We start from the raw sequence: 18,730 nt of genomic DNA, 5'->3' as shown, positions 1-18,730 counted from the left end.
ATTGAGAATGATTCTCAATCACATATTACCCAACAAAAAGGAGAAATTCAATATTTATTTAATTTTTATGATTATTTTGATGGTAAAAGAAAAATTATTGATAGTTAGACTAAAAATAAAATGGTTCCTTAGTTTTTTAGACACTATATTATGATTATGAAGAGGACGTAGAAAAAGTATTAAAAAATGTAGTAGACAACCAATCTATCGCTTAATCAACAAAAAAATATAGACGTTACAAAAATACTCTTGGCTAAAATAAATTTCTCCACTTGACATTGACGTTGCGTAAACCCTTATTCTAAAAAAGAAGGGGGAATCATTATGGGAAAAAAGCAGGTTCAATTAATTGATTCATTATCGTTTTATGAAAAAGCAATCAATGGCCAAGCTGACGAGAATAGTTTTCGCTATGAAATTATGCAGCCAATGGAAAAGATGTGGCAATATCTAAATGCGCCACTTCTACCAAAAACACCAGGAGGCTATGATGTAGTCATGGCTTCGGAGATGATGGGGATGTGGACGCCTAGAAAAAGCGTTGATCTAATTGCCGACCAAATTTCTGAGTTAAAAGCGACAAAGATTTTTGAGGAGTATCAAGCAGTGATTGATACAGGAATTGCTAGGTTTGAAAATATTGGTTACGAGATTCCTTTGAAAGAATTTGTTCTCAATATACTTCTGGCTGATCCTGAGAATAAAATTGTGATGGCAAGTGAAGGTTATAGCGGTTTTGGAGGGATTCCTGGCTACATGATTTTAATTGTTTTTCCTAACGACTATAATCGTACACGCTTAAAATCAGCCTTAGCCCATGAATTCAATCATAATATCCGGTTTACTTATGCTCCTTTTAATCACGGAGATGTCAGCGTAGAAGAATATTTAGTTATTGAAGGCTTGGCAGAAGTTTTTGCCGAATCCTTATTTGGAATTGAACAGCGTGGTCCTTGGGTGCAAGATTACGATGAAGAAGAATTAGCTTACTCAATTGAAGTAATAAAGGACGGTCGTAAAGGACGTGGCTTTGAGGAAGTTGCCGCATATATGTATGGCGATGAAGTTGCACGAGAACAGGGTTATGCGCCAGTTGGACTTTCCAGAAATGCTGGATATACCATCGGCTATCATATTGTAAAAGAATATCTAAAAAATTCTGGAGCCACCATTGAAGAAGCCACGTTATCACCCTCAGAAATAATTATCAGTGGCTCACATGTTTTTGATTGAAGAATGCGGATACCAATTTTTTGTAACAAAGATTTAAATCGTTGCATGAAAAATTAGAGCGATCATTTCATAATAATAATGAAATGAAGCTCTTTTTTTAATTTGGAAAAATAAATGATGATATACTTATACAAATCAGGATCACTAAAGGTAGGCAAGCTCAGATGGATAAGAAAAAACTGGTAGATACGAGTATTGATTATATATTGGAACACTATAAGGAAAATATTTTGATTGAAGATATTGCCGATTATCTTTATCTTTCGAAATTTTATTTTTCTAGAATTTTTAAAGAAGTCACTGGGGAAAGTGTTTATTCTTTTATCAAAAGATTAAAAGTCGAACAAAGCGCAATCGATATCAAGCTGGAAAAGACACGGACACTTTCTGATATCGGTTTGGATTATGGTTACAGTGCAAATAATTATAGTACGGTTTTTAAAAATCTTTTCCAAGTTTCGCCAACTGAGTTTAGAAAGACTGCTAATTCAAGCAGGGTTATCAATCCTTTTAATAACGAAAAAATAGAAGAGCTTAAATCATTTGAGAATTATCAAGAAGCTGTTCAAATAAAAAATCTGCTGGATTATCCAGTGATTTATCAACGAACTTTAGATAATTATTTGAATGTCAAACAGAATTGGTCAAATTTTATTGATCACAACAAAGCAAATATGACTTCGGCGACTATCATGATTGAAAAATTTTATACAGATCCATCTTCAACCACCCAGCAAAATAACCTGTGCGATCTTTGTTTAAGTGTGACAGAAAAAACAAAAGCAATGGCAACTGTATCGGGTGGGAAATATGCCGTATATTCCTTTGAAGGCTACATTTCGAATATTTTTAACGAGCTGCAGGGACTCTTTAGTATCTGGTTACCGCAAAGTAAATTTAATATGCGAGGGCAATATGGCTTGAATATTTATCGTGAAGTCGATTGGCAAAACGGTTATGTTAAATTAGATTGTTGTATTCCAGTAAAATAGAGCAAGAATTCAGAAGCCAACAGCACAAATTTCTTCTAAAATGAAGTGACTTAACCAAGTGACTAGTTTTAGAAGATTTTTTTATTGGAAAAGGGGGCTTTGGTATGAGAATGGTAGCGGTAGATCCACCTGTTTCAGTTCTTTCTTAAGTGAATTAAGAAAGGATTGATGGTGATGAAAAATGTTCAATGGAAAGTAAATTGCTTGTCCATACCTACAATTATTCGCCACTGTAAAAAATGCCACAAAGATACTGAATTTATTTGTTCAGAGATGTTTCGTGTGAATGCGCAAAAGAAAAATCTAGATATTTGGTTAATCTATAATTGTGAACAATGTAAAACTAGCTGGAATGCGACGATCTTTTCTCGAGTAAATTCAAATAAAATAGATCTAAAAATGCTGAATCAATTTTTGGATAATGATCCAGAGCTAGTAAAAAAATATAGTTTGGATAAAACTACTTTGAAAAAGAATGGGGTTTATATTAAGGAACTTGATTATGAAATCATTGGGGAAAAGTTCCTTTCATCTGAGTCTGTTAAATTAGAAATTCTTAGTGATTATCCAGTGGATATCAAGCTTTCAACTCTGTTAAAAAGAAAACTTGAATTGTCTAATGGAGAATTCAAACGTCTTTTTTTTAATTGTCAATTTGAGAAACTTAATAGTCGAGAAGCTAGAAAAAAATTAAATGATCATTTAATTGTGTTTTTTAATGCCAAAGAAATAGTTACCCACAATAACTAAAAGAACTTGCCACCTAAGAATCAATAATTGATTTTTGGGGGACAAGTTCTTTTTATAGCTAATTTTTTTAACGACTACTATTAACTTTTTGGAAGTAAGAGGTTTGATTAAAATATTATTCTAAGCTTTTTAAATTTTGAAAATCAATCTGATCGATTTCTCGTAGCTCATAGCCGCTGTGAAAAAGTAATTGTGCCTTTTGAGAAATACAAGGAATTTGACGATCTTGGTAGGGAACGGTAGTGAAAAAATCTGCTTCAAATTGATAAAAACCACCCTCTAAATCAGCCTGCTTGGCGGAACCATCGGCATCAAAAATAAAAGGATGAATATCTAAATAACCATAAGTCTCGTGCCACAATTCTATTCTCACCGGTAACCAGTCTGTGACGGTTTCATAGCCAATATCATGAATTTTTTTTAGTAAATCATCTGTAAAATCAGCATCAAAATCAAGATCAATATCTCGATGCTGCCGATTCTGCTTACCTGTCAAAACATCGACACCCCAGCCACCATCCAGATAATATTTGATACCTGTTTCATCCATAATATCAAGAATTTTAAATAAATCTGTTTCAGTAGTATGTTCTTTTTTCATCTCTATTTGCTCCTTTTTTGGTCGTTAAACTAAAGTTTGGATTAGTCAGTCAGGTAGCTTCATCTTTTTTACATCGACTAAGGTCATTTAAAGATACTTCTTATTCGTTTAAGTTTTTTCGAGTATCCTGTAGCCAATTTTCAATAGCTTCTGCTAAAATCACTTGCTGATTCAAAACGGCTTTCCCTGTTTGTGATATTTCTGGGAGGCTAGCTTTCATATTTTGATTTTCTTCTAAAGAGGTCTTAAGCATTTTCAGATTTTTTTCGATATTATCCAGACAAACCTTTTGTTCCTGAGCTGAAAGGGAATCAAGATTGACAATGACCGCATTTAAATCTAAAAAAATTCTAATCGGTTGAAGTGAAGTCAATACCATCAAATTTTTAAATTCTTTTTCTCCTTCTGCTGTTAAAGAATAAACAGCTTTTTCTGGCATTTTTCCTTCTTTCACCAAAGTTTTTTTTATGAGTCCTTTATCTTCTAATGTAATTACTTTTTTATATATAGAAGGGGTGCTAATTTTTACCCATTTAGAAATATTGCGGTATTCAACCAGTTTTTGGATATCATATGCGCTAAGTGGTTCTGTTTTCAATATCCCTAAAACAATTAAATCGATTGTAGCCATAAAAATCCTCCTTGACAATTTACTATAAATTATAGTATTGTAACTTCTCGAAGTAAAGTGCTATAAATTATAGTATTTTCTTTAATGGAAGATTTGGAGGGATTAATATGACAGAAAAAGTACAGGAAATCAATATGGGAACGGATCCAATTAAGCCCCTTTTATTTAAGATGGGTTTGCCAATAATGTTAGGAATGTTATTTACGGCTTTAGATAATATTGGGGATGCCTTTTTTATCAGCAATCTTGGGGTCAGCCAACTTTCAGCAATTCTGATCTGTGCACCGATTGGACAAGCCGTTGTTGCTTTAGGTCTTTTATTTGGAAATGGGGCGGGAGCGTATATTCCACGCTTATTAGGAGCAAAAAAAATGGAAGAAGCAAACAAAGTTGCCTCAACCGCCATTTATGGTAGCTTGTTTTTAGGAATCTTAGCGATACTCTTAATTATGTTCAACTTAGACAGTCTCTTAAGATTTTTAGGTGGAACCAAAGAAAATTTGAATTATGCTTTGGATTACGCCAAAATTTATGTTCCTTCTTTGATTCTAAATATTTATATCGTTACGATGAATAGCCTTAATTCTAGCGAAGGCAAAGCTAAATTAGTGCTAATCGTAAATTCTTTAACTGCCGTTTTAAATTTTATCCTGAACCCACTTTTTATTTATACTTTTCAGATGGGGATTGCAGGTGCTGCCTTTGCGACAGTCGTTGCTCAAAGTATGGCTATTTTAGTATTAGTTCTCAATATTCTAATGAAGAATAGTGTGTTCAATTTCAAATTTTCAGAGATTGATCTAGGGAGAAATATTCTTCTGCCAGTATTTAAGGTGGGTATTTCGACTTTGGCCTTCCAAGTTTTAACAAGCATTTCTATTACCTTAACCAATATACAATCTAGAGAATACGGGGATTCTTTTATTGCTGGAATGGGCTCAGTGACTAGAATTGTGTCTTTGGGCACATTAATGGTCTTTGGATTTATCAAAGGTTTTCAAGCAGTTGCGGGTTTTAATTTTGGCGCAAAAAAATATGATCGTCTCGCTGAAGCGATTAAAGTGTCGATTATTTGGTCAACCGCTTTTTGTATCATTTTCGGATTAACGATGATTATATTTCCAACTCAAATTATTTCAATATTTTCAACTGGAAGTACCGAAATGGTTCGTATCGGAGCCAAAGCATTAAGAATTATTGGACTTTCATTTATGTTGTTTGGCTTTCATACCGTGTATTCGTCACTTTTCTTGGCATTAGGAAGAGTCAAGGAAGGTTTTTTTCTCGGAATTTGTCGCCAAGGTATCTGCTTTATTCCAGTTATTTTAATGTTGCCACAAGTATTGGGAACAAAAGGAATCATTTATTCCCAACCAATTGCAGATATCCTGACTGCTGTGATTACGTTATTCATGGCAATTGCCTTACAAAAGCAATTAAATAATTTGCGTCTTCCATCAATAAGTATGGAAAAAATTAGCCGATAATTATTGAAAAAAATAGAAATAGAATCAATGCACTAAAACACATCGGTTCCCAGCCAGCTTAAAAACAAAGACGTGATCCATTCGGAATCTTTCCTTCGATTATCAAATGGGACATAGCCTTGATATGAATAAATATAGTCAATTTTCCAACCACTCGTAGAAGTTTGCTTGTCCTTTAATAAATCTAATACCGGAAGTATCTCAGGCCTATTTAAACTATTCGTTTTTCCAATAATATAAACAATGTCCGTCAAAGAAAGCACATAACTTTGGGGAAACATGATATCGGTGATGTGTGGACTAATGGGTTTTTGATTGCTCAGTCTTTGAAACATGTGATGTTGCATCATATATTCCAAACCTATTTGGATTAATTGATTTACTTCAGTGTCTTCATTTTGGGAAAAATCTCGATAAGTAATTAATGCCCGCACCGTTTTACCAATCCCGATAAAAAAAGGAACATTTTTCATACAGCCACCATGTTTACAAATACCTTCATACGGCCAAGTAGTTTTTGTCACTCGATCAAAAACTTGATATTGTTTTATCCAATTGAGTGCCGCTTGAGCTTCATCAGTATGGCCAAGACCTAAACGGCAGTAAGCTTCAAAGATCAATGCGTTGTAGCAGGGGACAATTTCAGTTGCAATACCTGTATATGAAAATCCTTCTTCGGTAGCAATATGTTTATTAACATAAGAAACTAGGTTCTGAGTATAAGGTAGGTCAATTGTATTGGGAATTTCCGCTAACCCAATTAGATTCCAAATGTGAGTTAACAAATTTTTGTGTTCAACATGGGTTAATTTTTCGATTAATTTTGAATCACCAAGCAAGTTAAGTGTTTCTGTTTTATCCATTTCTTGTAATGATTTACTTTATTGCATCAATCTTAGTTTTAGTGGGTTTTCCAATATCAACACCTGCTTTCGACTTAAGTATATCAAACTCAAAATAATATAGAAATCTGCTAATAACAAACAAAACCAGAGATCTTCAAGGAAGCAATGATATTAATATTGCAAAAGAAATAAATACAACATCTTTATAGGCAATTAGAGGATACCTTTCTTTAATAACTGGCAGGTTTATTATGTTTACAAAGTTATTGTCTGAATTTTTGTCTATTATCAAGATTTAAGAATCAATTAATGACTATTTGATTTTTGAGAATCAGTATGAATCCTTCTATTTTGGATAAATTATAAAAATTTTAAGAAACAATAATTTCAACAGACAGAATGAAAATAATTCGTTATTACGGATAAATATTATATATAATTACTACTTATTCAACTTATTTCTTGAATTATACATATAATTATCTGTTTTTAATACAGATAATATGTATCTGGAGAATTGTAATAACCAAAAAAAAATAATACTAAAATTCGATATTTAATAAGCGTGTAATCTGTAAATGATCATAGAAAAAGAGCGCTTTTTTTATTTAATAAAAAAAAGATTTATATCAGTAAAAGAGTTATCAATTCGTTCAGAATAGTCATTTTTAAAGCAATATCAGCGAACCTTTATTCTATTAACATAGAAAAAAACACCTACTTATGTTCTAGGGATAAGGCGTATAAGTAGGTGTTTCCAAATTGATATTTTTTATTAAATTAAAAAGAAAGCGATTTCAAAAATTAATGCGATAAAAGAGAAACAGTTATGTTTAAAGTTAGCTTAAACATGACTGTTTTTTTCTTGTTCTTATAAAAAACGAGATAGATATGTGCTGTTAAGCAGTTTATAAACCTTCTATACCTTATATTGTAATTTGTTTCGTGGTTTATATCAACAAATTTATTTAAAAACGTTTTTTATGACGAAATATCTTATTTTTTAAAAAGAAAGCTGTATTTTCGCGAAAAAAGTATTAGCCGTCAATTAAGCCGTCATAAATTTATATATTATTGAAAAGGAGTCTTTCAAATTGAGTCGAAGAGGAGAAAACATTTATAAACGCAAAGATGGACGATGGGAAGGTCGTTTCATCAAGGGAAGAAGAGAAGATAATAAAATTAAATATGGCTACATATATGGGAAAACTTATCATGAAGTAAAAAATAAATTGTACATTTTTAAAGCAAAGTATCAGAATTTACGAGAAACGAATGGTGATAGCGTAATGCCACTTATTAGTTGGGGAAAATACTGGCTTGCTTCCATTCAAGACTCAGTTAAACAATCTACCTTTGCTAGTTATGAGTATAAATTAACTGCTTACGTTTACCCATCTGTTGGAGATTATCCATTAAATGAACTAAATAAAATACAATTTCAAGAATTAATCACGACGTGGCAAAAAAAAGGAATATCCAATGCGTCAATTCATGTTATCTATCGATTATTAAATCAGTGTCTTAATGCTGCTGTAGAAAGAGGTGATCTTACAGTTAACCCTTGCAATCAAATACAGCTTCCAAAGATTAGAAGAAGAAGGATTTCTTCATTATCTAGAGGACAGCAAAAAGAGATAGAAGCTGCTGCCAATCAGATCAGTGGAAAAGGAAGACTTGCAGTCCAGTTAGGCTTATCGGCAGGTTTGAGAATAGGAGAAATCGCAGCATTGCGTTGGGAAGACGTAGATTTTGAAAAAAGATTGTTAAGAATTAACTATACGTATCAAAGGATTAATTCTTTATCTGATAAAAATAATACTAAACTATACTATACCGAATCTAAATCAGATGCCTCAACGAGACTAATTCCTATGACAAAAAAACTTCTGGATCAGTTAAAGTACTATAAAAAGAAGTCAGATAGTTACTATGTTTTAGAAACACAAGGGAAACCTTGCGAGCCTCGCTTACTAACTTATCACTTTCATAAAATAAGAGATTTAGCCGGATTAAATCATGTTCATTTTCATCAATTGCGTCACACGTTCGCTACTCGCTGTATTGAAAAAAATGCCGATATCGCATCAGTAAGCGCATTATTAGGTCATGCTTCCACTCAGATGACATTAGATACATATGCTGATGCTATGTTAGAACAGCGAATTCAAGTAATAGCTACATTAGATCAAAAAGGAGCTTAAGAGAAAAAAAAACTATGATTATTTTAAATATATGACTAAAAAAAAGTTTTTTTGGGCCTTTTAATGAAAACGCTTTCTATAGGGCTTGTTTTTTTAATTTCCTTACTTTTTCATTATTTAATTCGCTAACCAAAATTAATTATAAGCCGTCTTTGACCGTCAGTAAGCCACTTAGATCTCGTAATAGTCTAAGCTTCTGACGGTTTTCTTGTTTTTTATAAAAACAAGAATTTATTGAAATAGATGATGCTGTTTAATCAATTTTTATCCTTTCTTAATAAGTAATATTATTGCATACTTTGATGTAAATTTTTGAGAAAAGGAGGAGAAAATGAATATTTTATTATTATCTAATTGTTCATTCTTTGAAACTAAATTTATTCAACATCTAAATGCAATAAAACATGAGGTTTTTTGCAGTGAACAACTGTTAAAAATTTTAAGAACCGGAGGTGATGTTAGCGGATTACTAAAATATTTTCAAGTAGTTATTTTTAGTGAGACAGTATCTAATCAGATGATTTACGAGATTCTTTCTGTTTGTAGTTTTAAGCAGACAATAATTATTTTAAAAACAAGTCACTCTCTGAGTGAGAATGAGAAGGGATTATGGTTGGAAAAAGGAATCACTCATTTTATTTCAGAGGAAACGAATTTTGATTATCTCAGGGAGCTGCTTTGGTGTGATCATTACGAAGATCAGTTGACTTTAATGAATACGAATATGGAAAAATCTATTCGTATTAATGAAGAAACGATGAAGGAAGAAGAAAAAAGAAGATTTTTAAGGACTTTATCGAATCAAGAAAAACTTGTTTTTAAAGAGTTAGAAGAAGCTACTGGATATGTCTCGCGAGAAGAGTTGTCAGAAAAAATATGGGGTAAAGATTGTACAAGTTCTACCCAAAGCCGGCTTTCAAATATTTCAAAAAATATTAATAGGAAGCTAAAGGAATTTGGCATAGAAAATATGAAGATCTTAACCAGTTGGGGCAAAGGTTATTCTTTGGAATTAGTAAATTAATAGGATGACAAAGCAGAAAAAAGAAGATACTACACGATAACATCCATAGCTAGTCCTGAAGCAGCTATATATCGGATATATAACAACGGTTATGGAAATAATTTGCTAATAAAAATGAATACTATTATCGCATGTTGGATATCAGGAACAGATGAATCAGATGGATTTAGAAGATTAATATTTTACTGACCTATTAAAAAAGACATGCAAGAGAAGAAACAAGAATATAGAATCTAAAATCCAAATTCTAGCGACGTCTTTAATCAACAAATAAAACTTAATGTGATGTTGCAGTTAACGTTGGGTGGAGAAACGGAACAAATTTAGATTGTATGTGAGTATCTGATGGAAATGTCAGGATATACCTGAGTTTAATCCAGATGTGACAATTTCAGTTAGTCGTAACCTTACCTCTAACTAGGCTGAACATAAGAACATTATAAAAATTGGACGGAAGGATGGGGATTTTAATACCTCAACATAAGCGTATTAGAAAGAGGATTTAAAAAATATAAGGAGGAGAAAAAATGAATTTGAAAAAAAAGATCCCATTTTTTTTATTAGGTCTAGTGGCAATGTTTGGGATAACTATGTACACAGGAGGGGCAAAAGTTCATGCGTCTACGGATGCTGATAAAGCTCAATATAACGCAGCTATGCATAAAGGGACGTTGCAAGCGACTGGAGATACAACAGTATCATTTATAAAACAAGATGGTAGTGTGGTTGGCTGGGATAATCCTTTATTAAAAAGTGATTCTAATTCTCTCGGTGTACAAGCTAAATTCGATTTGAATAATATTGATGGAATTATTCAAGCGGTCTCTACAGGGCAGATATCTACAATTTCTCCCCTTGAACAAACTTTTATAGGACAGTTCAAGTCTGCTGCACTGATTTCGGGCTCTTTTGACTTGAATATTGATTTAAATAGTGCGCTATCAAATTATTTTTCCTTGAATCAAAACACTATAAATCAATTACAAACTACGACAGATTTTAATAGTTTGTTATTTGATGGAGAAGAAGCTGCAGCGTATTCAAATATTTTTGAGATAAAGTCTGTAACGTCAGCAAATAACATTTTGAAAATTTCTGTATCAGTAAAACCAAATGTTACGGGACAAAATATTTTAGACTTACAAAATAAATTTGGCACCTTGAATTTTTCATTTAAAAACTTGTTAGTTATGAAAGATAGTACTTGGGATGATGTTAACCAAATAAATAAAGGTGAATTTGACAGATTGCTGACAGTCTCATCGCCTTCTGGAGAGACTACATTCATCGTAAGTGTTCCAGATGCGTTGTTACCATATGCTTCATTGGCTGGAATCACAGTAACTAATCCATATGTGGGTATCAATTTAGAAACTAATCCAGGCTATGGAAAGTTAAGTTTAGGGTATGTAATGGTATATGACGGAAACGGAAATTCTTCAGGAACAGCGCCTGTTGATTCGGATAGTCCATATGATGGTGAAAAGTCAATTGTACTAAAAGATCAAAATGATATGAAAAAAGATAATGCAAAATTTATTGGTTGGAGTACGGATCAAAATTATGTAGCAGGCACATCTCCTCTATATAATGCTGGTGACAAATATACTATTGCAAAAAATACTATTTTATATGCTGTTTGGAAAGATATTGTTCAGGGAGGAAATGTGACAGTTAGTTACGTTGATGAATCTGGCAATAAGTTACAAGAAAAAGATACAGTTTTAGAAGGTGAAGTTGATGAAGACTACACCACTGTTCAAAAAGATTTTTATGGGTATAGATTTAAAGAAGTTGTCGGAAATGCAAATGGGAAATTTACTTCTAGTCCGCAACAAGTCACCTATGTATATTCTAAAATAGTTCCTGGTAAATTAACTGTTGAGTATTGGGAATATGATACTAAAGGAAATGCAGTAAAAAAACTTGATGAGCGAACTATTACTGGAGAATATGGAGACTATTATAATGCCGAAATTCTTTATCTTACTGGATATGGATTTAATGGTGTAGTTACTGATACAGAAGCGGGATATGCACCAGCTGCAGGTAGATTACTGGATGAAGAAGATCGCTCAATCAAGTTGACCTATCACAAGCTTGCAGGTGAGAGTACTGAAGGAATGGTACTTGTCCAATATCAAGATGTTGATGGAAACGAAATCAAATCTAGCTATATAGAACGCGGTGAAATTGGCAAGCCATATACAACAAAAAAAGAAGATATTGTTGGATATAAATTTAAGGAAGTTATTGGAAATGCTACAGGTACATTTACTAATGCCGTTCCGATTGTAACTTATGTTTATCAAAAAGACAGTGTAGTACCTAAAGATGTTTTAGTACCTGTATATAGAGCATACAACCCAAATGATGGAGACCATTTATTTACAACAAGCAAAGATGAATACAATTGGATTCAAGATCAAAAATGGTCTGGTGAAGGAACTGCCTTCCAGAGTGTTAAAGCAACATATGCAGATGCAGTAAAAGTTTATCGTTTATACAATGTTAACTCTGGAGAGCATTTTTATACAACCAGTTTATCTGAGTATGAAACTGTAGCTGCAGCTGGCTGGAAAAAAGAAGGAACATCTTTCTACATGGTTCCTAAAGAACAAGGTAATCCAATTTACCGTGTATTTAATCCAAATGCTACAGGGCCAGGTTCTCATATGTATACAGCTTCTAAAATAGAAGCCGATTGGTTAATTAGTTTGGGATGGAGAGATGAAGGAATAGCTTTCTATACTCCTAAATAAAGGTGAGTAAAAAAGGACTAGTATCTATATACCGCTAGTCCTTTCTTTTGAAAATATATGGATAATTTTTAAGGAGAGTATTGTGAAGAAAATACGTAAAGAAAAAATATTTAATAAAGTAATCAATGTATTTATGTTGATTGTGATAATGTTTTCTCAATTCTCATCTTTTGGGGCAGCCTTTGCAGAAGAGGTTCCAAATATAGAAAACAATGAAGTTCAAACTGAACAATCAATTCCCCCTATTGAGAAAGCTGATCAAACGGTGAACCCAAGTATAACGAGAACCGATAAGATTGCTAAATTAGGAGTTGATGTTGCTGTTGATAAAAATAATCCTCCTTCAGGAGATTATTTCAATCTTATATTAACTTTTGGTGGAATGTCTTACGGAACGGACAATACTGTATATAATGCGGTTGCAACGATACCACTATCTTCTTCAGATAAACTTGAGGCAGGGACTTTACCAACAGATCCTAATGGTGAATACACTTGTTCAATAGAAGGAAATAATATTGTCATTAGATTTGCAGAATTTCAGGCCGGTGGGAATTACGATGTTAAGATCCCTGTAAAATTTAAAGAGGGTGTAAGTTTGCCTTCAGAAATTTTATCAGGCCAGGTTACTTTTACCGGAGATAATGCAGATGATGCAGATGCGGCAAGTATACCAGAGGTTTCTCCGTATAATACTGCAAAACCGGTATACATGAATATTATTGACCAAGTTAGTACATTCAAGGCTTATATACCACATTCAGCTCAAATCAATTTGACACCAGAATTAAAAGAAGGTGGGCTAAATGTAGCTAACGGTAAATTGAAAGTTGATTTTCCGGCAGATATTGTCTTAAATGGGCTAAATTTCAAAGGACAAAATATTGATTTATCAACTGTAAAAGCTAATCCAGATGGAACTAAGTATATATTACTAGATGTATCTCCATTTGATGTAGATAAATCGAATTTTTCAGGTCTAACGATTGATTACAATTATCCGAAGCTAAAGGATGGAGATCTTCCTGATGGTGTTAATGAGAAGAATTATGAAATAAAAGCTACTTTTACAGGCACAAGATACAACGGTGAAGAATTTACTGAAGCAGGTACCATTAAAGAAAAACAAACACTATATAAAGGTGCTGGAGTCTTAGGAAAGACTGCAACCGAAGAAATTTATAAAAAAGCAGATCAATCAATTGAGTATTCAGTTAATTATACATCTGGTTCTGAAACAAAAAACATGGTCATCATAGACGATCCATATAAAGAGACAGATTTTTTTAAAGGATATAATTACACTGACTTTAATTGGAATTCGACATTAAACAATATAGATAGTCAATTCTCTTATCAAACCAATAAAAATAGTTCATGGCAAGTGGTTGGTGACCCTAGTAAAAATGGTTCCGTGACTGTTTCTTCATTAAATTTAGCAAGTGATGAATATGTTACATTGGTAAAATTAGATCTTTCTTATGGTGGAAGTAAGGTTATTCCAGCTAACAGTGGAGATGTGATTTTCAAATTAAATGGAAAAACAACAGAAAATATTACGGACACTACTTTAAGTACAAATAATAATATTGTTAACACTGCCAAGTTTTCTGGAGAGTATTTAGACGGAGATAGCTATGTAGAAATTAACAAAGAGTACGATGCTACAACCGTTTATATCCCAGAAGTACAGGGAGCTTATCCAGGCTGGGAAGGTTGGGGACAACCATTTTACAACAAAGATTCAGTAACTTCTCAAAATACATTTGCTGCAGGAGATACATTTTCCTATAAAAATACACCGGCAAATGTTGGATGGGCAGGTGGCAATATAGCCATAGAAGACCCTGTTGTATATGTTAAATATCCTAACACTTTAAACATTGATCCTGAAAAAGTAACCATAAAAGGATACGAAGATGGTGTTTTTAAAACAAAACCAACGGTTGAAATTATTCCTAGTGATGGTGGGTATAATTTAGTCAAAATTAGTATTAACGAATCTATGCCGGCTACAACATATGATTCGAAATATCAAGTGATCATTAGAGACATTGAACCAACGAGTAGAACAGGTTCAGCTGTTGATTTTACAGCTTTTTTAGGATCTAATAATCCAAATCAAAAATATGTGGCAGGAGTTGGATGGCGAGGAGCTACAGGAATGCCATGGGCAAACTATGCTGTTGCTATTCAACAATGGGCTACTTTTGATTCTTCTTTAAAATTTTCAAGCGAAATTAAAGTAAGTACTGGTAGAACAAATGAAGAAGACTTTTCGTTTGTAAATTCATTAGTAAATCAAAATGGAGGAAAAAATGTAATATTCCGGTTAAGTGCTGAAAATATCGGAACAAATCCCACAAATCAAACAGAGTTAATCAGTATGTTGCCTTACAAAAACGACACTGTCACAACTAATGATGTCTCTAAAAACAGTACTATTTCAGGTTATCTAAAAGGTTTATCAATCGATGATGGATCCGGCATTTCTGGAGTCAATTTTGATGAATATGAAATATATGTTTCTAAAGACGCCACCGCTGCTAATAATAAAAAAGATTTAAAAAATACCGGTGTTTCAGGGTATTCTTCTAATTCTACATGGGAACCTTGGGATGGAGCGACTGAATTAACGGATGATTATAGAGCGATAAAAATTGTTAAGAAAAGTGGTCTTGGTATTGGTGAGGGCATAAAAGTTTATATGGATTATCATGTCCCAGAAATTACCACAAATACAGAATCTTTATGGGCTAGTGTGGCACTAGGCGGATATTATAAGTCTGGAAATAATAAATTTAATATAGCAGTCACTGAACCAAGAAAAGCAGGTCTAATGGTTGGGAATGATGCTGTTAAAAGTCTGAACGGATATGCATGGGAAGATAGTAATTGGGATGGGATCAGAAATGATAGTGAACCAGTTATTCCTAATTATCCAGTTTATTTAGTAAATGAGAACAATGATATTATTGATCAAACTACTACAGACGTAAATGGATATTATGAATTCACTCAATTATTTGCAGGTAAGTATCGTGTGATTATGCAAAATGATCGCTATGATGCTGGTTGGGATCTAACTAAAAACCTGGAATTAAATGATAATAACGTGAATGATATGAAACCCATGAGTGATAAAAGTGTCATTTACGATTATGCTCCTTGGCTATCAGATAAAAAAGGTGGTTATCTAGGTATTACAGATACTATCGATCTTACACCTGAAAATATAATTAAGGTAGATAACGTTGATGGTGGATATGTAGATAAATCAAGTGCAAATAATAGTGTAGCTATATCGGGAAATGTTTGGCTAGACACTGCTATAAATGGTATCTGGCAGACTAGTATAGAAGATACGTACCCAGAAGGTACAACGATGAATTTGTATAAAAAGGAAGCAGATGGCACCTATGCTTTTGTAAAAGCAACTGTCACAGATAACAATGGATACTATGAATTTTCTGGTCCCGATTTAACTTCAGGAGATTATGTAGTTGGACTAAAAGAAATGCCGGCATCATATAAGCGAACTGTCAATGGTAGTAGCATGAAATTTGATGATCGGAGCGATACCACTTCTCAAGGGATAGATGCGCCATATGTAACTGCAGAGTTCCATGTAAATGATGGACAAAGAAGTGAGAACTGGGATCTAGGTCTTATTGAAACTGTAGACCTTTATGTAACAAAAATCTGGGAAGACGGCGGGAATACTTCCAAACGTCCAGAAAATATCGTAGTTGAGTTGAAAAAAGATGGCAAAGCATTTAATCAAGATGGCTCAACTGATCCATATGAAATCGTTAAATCAACAGATGGTACTTGGGAAACGCTGGAAATTAAAGGCTTAGAAAAATATCATATGTCTAATGCAAAAGCAGTGGAAAATAAATATACTGTGAACGAAAAAGACGTACCAAGTGGCTATACTATGACTCAGACGGATAAGAGTGATCCTAACGAAAAAAATACTTACCGTTATGAAATTACTAATAAATTAGACAAGACGACCATTGAGGGAACTAAATCATGGGATGACGCCAATGATCAAGATGGTAAACGTCCAAATTCAATCACAGTAAATTTACTGGCTGACGGAAAAAAAGTGGATTCAAAAACAGTCTCTGAGGCAAATGGTTGGAAATACTCTTTTTCTGATTTAGAAATATACAAAGATGATGGAACCGAGATTTCTTACACAATTAACGAAGAAGCTGTGGCTGATTATACACCGACAGTAACAGGGACTAACCTTACTAACACACACACGCCTGAGAAAACGACCGTCGAAGGTACGAAGACTTGGGATGATGCTAATGATCAAGATGGCAAACGTCCAGAATCAATCAATGTGAACTTGTTAGCAGATGGAACAAAAATAGATTCAAAAACAGTTTCTGCAACGGAAGATTGGAAATACTCTTTTACTAACTTAGATAAGTACAAAGATGGTAAAGCAATTTCTTACACAATTACTGAAGATACAGTAACTGACTACACAACCAAAATTACAGGAGCAAATATAACTAACAGCTACACACCAGGAAAAACTAGTGTAACTGTTACTAAGGCTTGGGATGACAATAATGATCAAGACGGTTTAAGACCAGAAAAAATCTCTGTTCAGCTTTATGCGGATGGTGTGAAATCTGGTGCTCCTGAAGAGTTATCTAGTGGAAACAACTGGACAACTACTTGGGTTGATTTAGCTCAAAAGCAAAATAAGAAAGATGTTTCTTACACTGTGAAAGAAGAGGGAACAGTTACAGGGTACACAACTGCTGTTGACGACACTGATAAAGGGAACGTCATCATTACCAATTCACACACGCCTGAGAAAACAACTGTCGAAGGTACGAAGACTTGGGATGATGCTAATGATCAAGATGGTAAACGTCCAGAATCAATCGTCGTAAACTTGTTAGCAGATGGAACAAAAAAAGATTCAAAAACAGTTTCTGCAACGGAAGATTGGAAGTACTCTTTTACTAATTTAGACAAGTATAAAGACGGTAAAGCAATTTCTTACACAATTACTGAGGATACAGTGACAGACTATACGCCAAAAGTAACGGGTGGTGATATTACCAATAGTTATACACCAGGAAAAACCAGTGTAACTGTTACTAAGGCTTGGGATGATAACAATGATCAAGATGGTTTAAGACCAGAAAAAATCTCTGTTCAGCTTTATGCGGATGGTGTGAAATCTGGTGCCCCTGAAGAGTTAAATAGTGATAACAACTGGACAACTACTTGGGTTGATTTAGCTCAAAAGCAAAATAAGAAAGATGTTTCTTACACTGTGAAAGAAGAAGGAACAGTTACAGGGTACACAACTGCTGTTGACGACACTGATAAAGGGAATGTCATCATTACCAATTCACACACGCCTGAGAAAACAACTGTCGAAGGTGCGAAAACTTGGGATGATGCTAATGATCAAGATGGCAAGCGTCCAGAATCAATCAAGGTGAACTTGTTAGCTAATGGGACAAAAGTAGATTCAAAAACAGTCTCTGCAAAAGAGGACTGGAAGTACTCCTTCGCTAACATAGATAAGTACAAAGACGGTAGCAAGATTCTTTACACCATCACCGAAGATACAGTGACTGACTATACACCAACAGTAACAGGTACTGATATTACCAATAGTTATACACCAGGAAAAACCAGTGTAACTGTTACTAAAGCTTGGAATGATAAGAATGATCAAGATGGTTTAAGACCAGATAAAATCTCTGTACAACTTTATGCGGATGGTGTGAAAACCGGTAATCCTGAAGAGCTAAATAGTGGGAACAAATGGACAACTACTTGGAAAGACTTAGACCAAAGAAGAGATGGGAAAGATATTACTTACACAGTGAAAGAAATCGATGATGTGCCTGGATATACGACAGTTATTGATGATTCTGATAAAGGGAACATCATTATTACCAACTCTCATACACCAAAAGTAATAACGACTACGAATAATCCCACTAGTTCTGGCAAGAGCTTTTTAAGTAAAATACTCCCTAATACAGGTGAGAACTATAATTATTTATTTTCTATTTTAGGAACATTAATTGTATTGATGGCGGTTGTTCTTTTTTTCATAAGAAAATTAAGAAAACTAAATAGATAAATATTATCGAAATTATCATTGCAATACATGATCTATTGATAGCAAAAATAAATGATCTTTAG

The 18,730-nt window shown here is 33.5% G+C and carries 11 protein-coding genes; 8 read left to right on the top strand and 3 right to left on the bottom strand.

Annotated features, from left to right (window positions below):
- Nucleotides 1-324 precede the first annotated feature (324 nt).
- The 3 genes from KUA55_RS15570 (at nucleotide 325) to KUA55_RS15560 (ending at nucleotide 2,975) form a co-directional block, all read left to right on the top strand.
- Complete coding sequence (locus KUA55_RS15570; RefSeq protein ID WP_218327314.1) at nucleotides 325-1,233, top strand: DUF2268 domain-containing putative Zn-dependent protease; 909 nt, start codon at nucleotides 325-327, stop codon at nucleotides 1,231-1,233.
- A 164-nt stretch (nucleotides 1,234-1,397) separates the two neighbouring features.
- On the top strand, nucleotides 1,398-2,225 hold the full coding sequence (locus tag KUA55_RS15565) for an AraC family transcriptional regulator (protein ID WP_218327313.1): 828 nt from the start codon (nucleotides 1,398-1,400) through the stop codon (nucleotides 2,223-2,225).
- 174 nt (nucleotides 2,226-2,399) lie between these two features.
- Nucleotides 2,400-2,975 (top strand): DUF1062 domain-containing protein, encoded by a 576-nt coding sequence (locus tag KUA55_RS15560; protein WP_218327312.1) that lies wholly within the window; start codon nucleotides 2,400-2,402, stop codon nucleotides 2,973-2,975.
- A gap of 115 nt (nucleotides 2,976-3,090) precedes the next feature.
- On the opposite strand, the gene KUA55_RS15555 is transcribed toward KUA55_RS15560, so the two are convergent.
- Both KUA55_RS15555 and KUA55_RS15550 read right to left on the bottom strand, forming a co-directional pair.
- Nucleotides 3,091-3,576, bottom strand: coding sequence for a nucleotidyltransferase domain-containing protein (locus tag KUA55_RS15555; RefSeq protein WP_218327311.1), 486 nt, complete (start codon nucleotides 3,574-3,576; stop codon nucleotides 3,091-3,093).
- 100 nt (nucleotides 3,577-3,676) lie between these two features.
- Nucleotides 3,677-4,174, bottom strand: coding sequence for a PadR family transcriptional regulator (locus tag KUA55_RS15550; protein ID WP_425514625.1), 498 nt, complete (start codon nucleotides 4,172-4,174; stop codon nucleotides 3,677-3,679).
- Between the two features lie 140 nt (nucleotides 4,175-4,314).
- On the opposite strand from KUA55_RS15550, the gene KUA55_RS15545 reads away from it, so the two are divergent.
- Nucleotides 4,315-5,694 carry an MATE family efflux transporter gene (locus tag KUA55_RS15545; protein ID WP_218327309.1) on the top strand — a complete coding sequence of 460 codons (1,380 nt, stop codon included), beginning with the start codon at nucleotides 4,315-4,317 and terminating at the stop codon, nucleotides 5,692-5,694.
- 32 nt (nucleotides 5,695-5,726) lie between these two features.
- Here the strand turns inward: KUA55_RS15545 and KUA55_RS15540 are convergent, their stop codons facing one another.
- Nucleotides 5,727-6,557, bottom strand: coding sequence for a hypothetical protein (locus tag KUA55_RS15540; protein ID WP_218327308.1), 831 nt, complete (start codon nucleotides 6,555-6,557; stop codon nucleotides 5,727-5,729).
- A gap of 1,076 nt (nucleotides 6,558-7,633) precedes the next feature.
- Here KUA55_RS15540 and KUA55_RS15535 point away from each other — a divergent pair.
- From KUA55_RS15535 to KUA55_RS18665, 4 genes are all read left to right on the top strand, one after another.
- Nucleotides 7,634-8,743 carry a tyrosine-type recombinase/integrase gene (locus KUA55_RS15535; protein WP_218327307.1) on the top strand — a complete coding sequence of 370 codons (1,110 nt, stop codon included), beginning with the start codon at nucleotides 7,634-7,636 and terminating at the stop codon, nucleotides 8,741-8,743.
- Nucleotides 8,744-9,074: 331 nt separating this feature from the next.
- Entirely contained in the window at nucleotides 9,075-9,767 is a 693-nt protein-coding gene (locus KUA55_RS15530; protein WP_218327306.1) for a winged helix-turn-helix domain-containing protein, read from the top strand.
- 527 nt (nucleotides 9,768-10,294) lie between these two features.
- Nucleotides 10,295-12,529, top strand: coding sequence for a MucBP domain-containing protein (locus tag KUA55_RS15525; protein ID WP_218327305.1), 2,235 nt, complete (start codon nucleotides 10,295-10,297; stop codon nucleotides 12,527-12,529).
- Nucleotides 12,530-12,611: 82 nt separating this feature from the next.
- Complete coding sequence (locus KUA55_RS18665; protein ID WP_218327304.1) at nucleotides 12,612-18,668, top strand: Cna B-type domain-containing protein; 6,057 nt, start codon at nucleotides 12,612-12,614, stop codon at nucleotides 18,666-18,668.
- The last annotated feature ends 62 nt before the right edge of the window (nucleotides 18,669-18,730 follow it).

Source organism: Enterococcus alishanensis (assembly GCF_019218635.1).
Taxonomy (GTDB): Bacteria; Bacillota; Bacilli; order Lactobacillales; family Enterococcaceae; genus Enterococcus_A; species Enterococcus_A alishanensis.
This window is presented reverse-complemented; position numbering and strand designations above follow the sequence as displayed.

Bases quoted from the DNA above. Each gene is read 5' to 3' on its own strand.
- KUA55_RS15570 (WP_218327314.1), top strand. From the start codon at position 325: ATGGGAAAAAAGCAGGTTCAATTAATTGATTCATTATCGTTTTATGAA.
- KUA55_RS15565 (WP_218327313.1), top strand. From the start codon at position 1,398: ATGGATAAGAAAAAACTGGTAGATACGAGTATTGATTATATATTGGAA.
- KUA55_RS15560 (WP_218327312.1), top strand. From the start codon at position 2,400: ATGAAAAATGTTCAATGGAAAGTAAATTGCTTGTCCATACCTACAATT.
- KUA55_RS15555 (WP_218327311.1), bottom strand. From the start codon at position 3,576: ATGAAAAAAGAACATACTACTGAAACAGATTTATTTAAAATTCTTGAT.
- KUA55_RS15545 (WP_218327309.1), top strand. From the start codon at position 4,315: ATGACAGAAAAAGTACAGGAAATCAATATGGGAACGGATCCAATTAAG.
- KUA55_RS15540 (WP_218327308.1), bottom strand. From the start codon at position 6,557: ATGGATAAAACAGAAACACTTAACTTGCTTGGTGATTCAAAATTAATC.
- KUA55_RS15530 (WP_218327306.1), top strand. From the start codon at position 9,075: ATGAATATTTTATTATTATCTAATTGTTCATTCTTTGAAACTAAATTT.
- KUA55_RS15525 (WP_218327305.1), top strand. From the start codon at position 10,295: ATGAATTTGAAAAAAAAGATCCCATTTTTTTTATTAGGTCTAGTGGCA.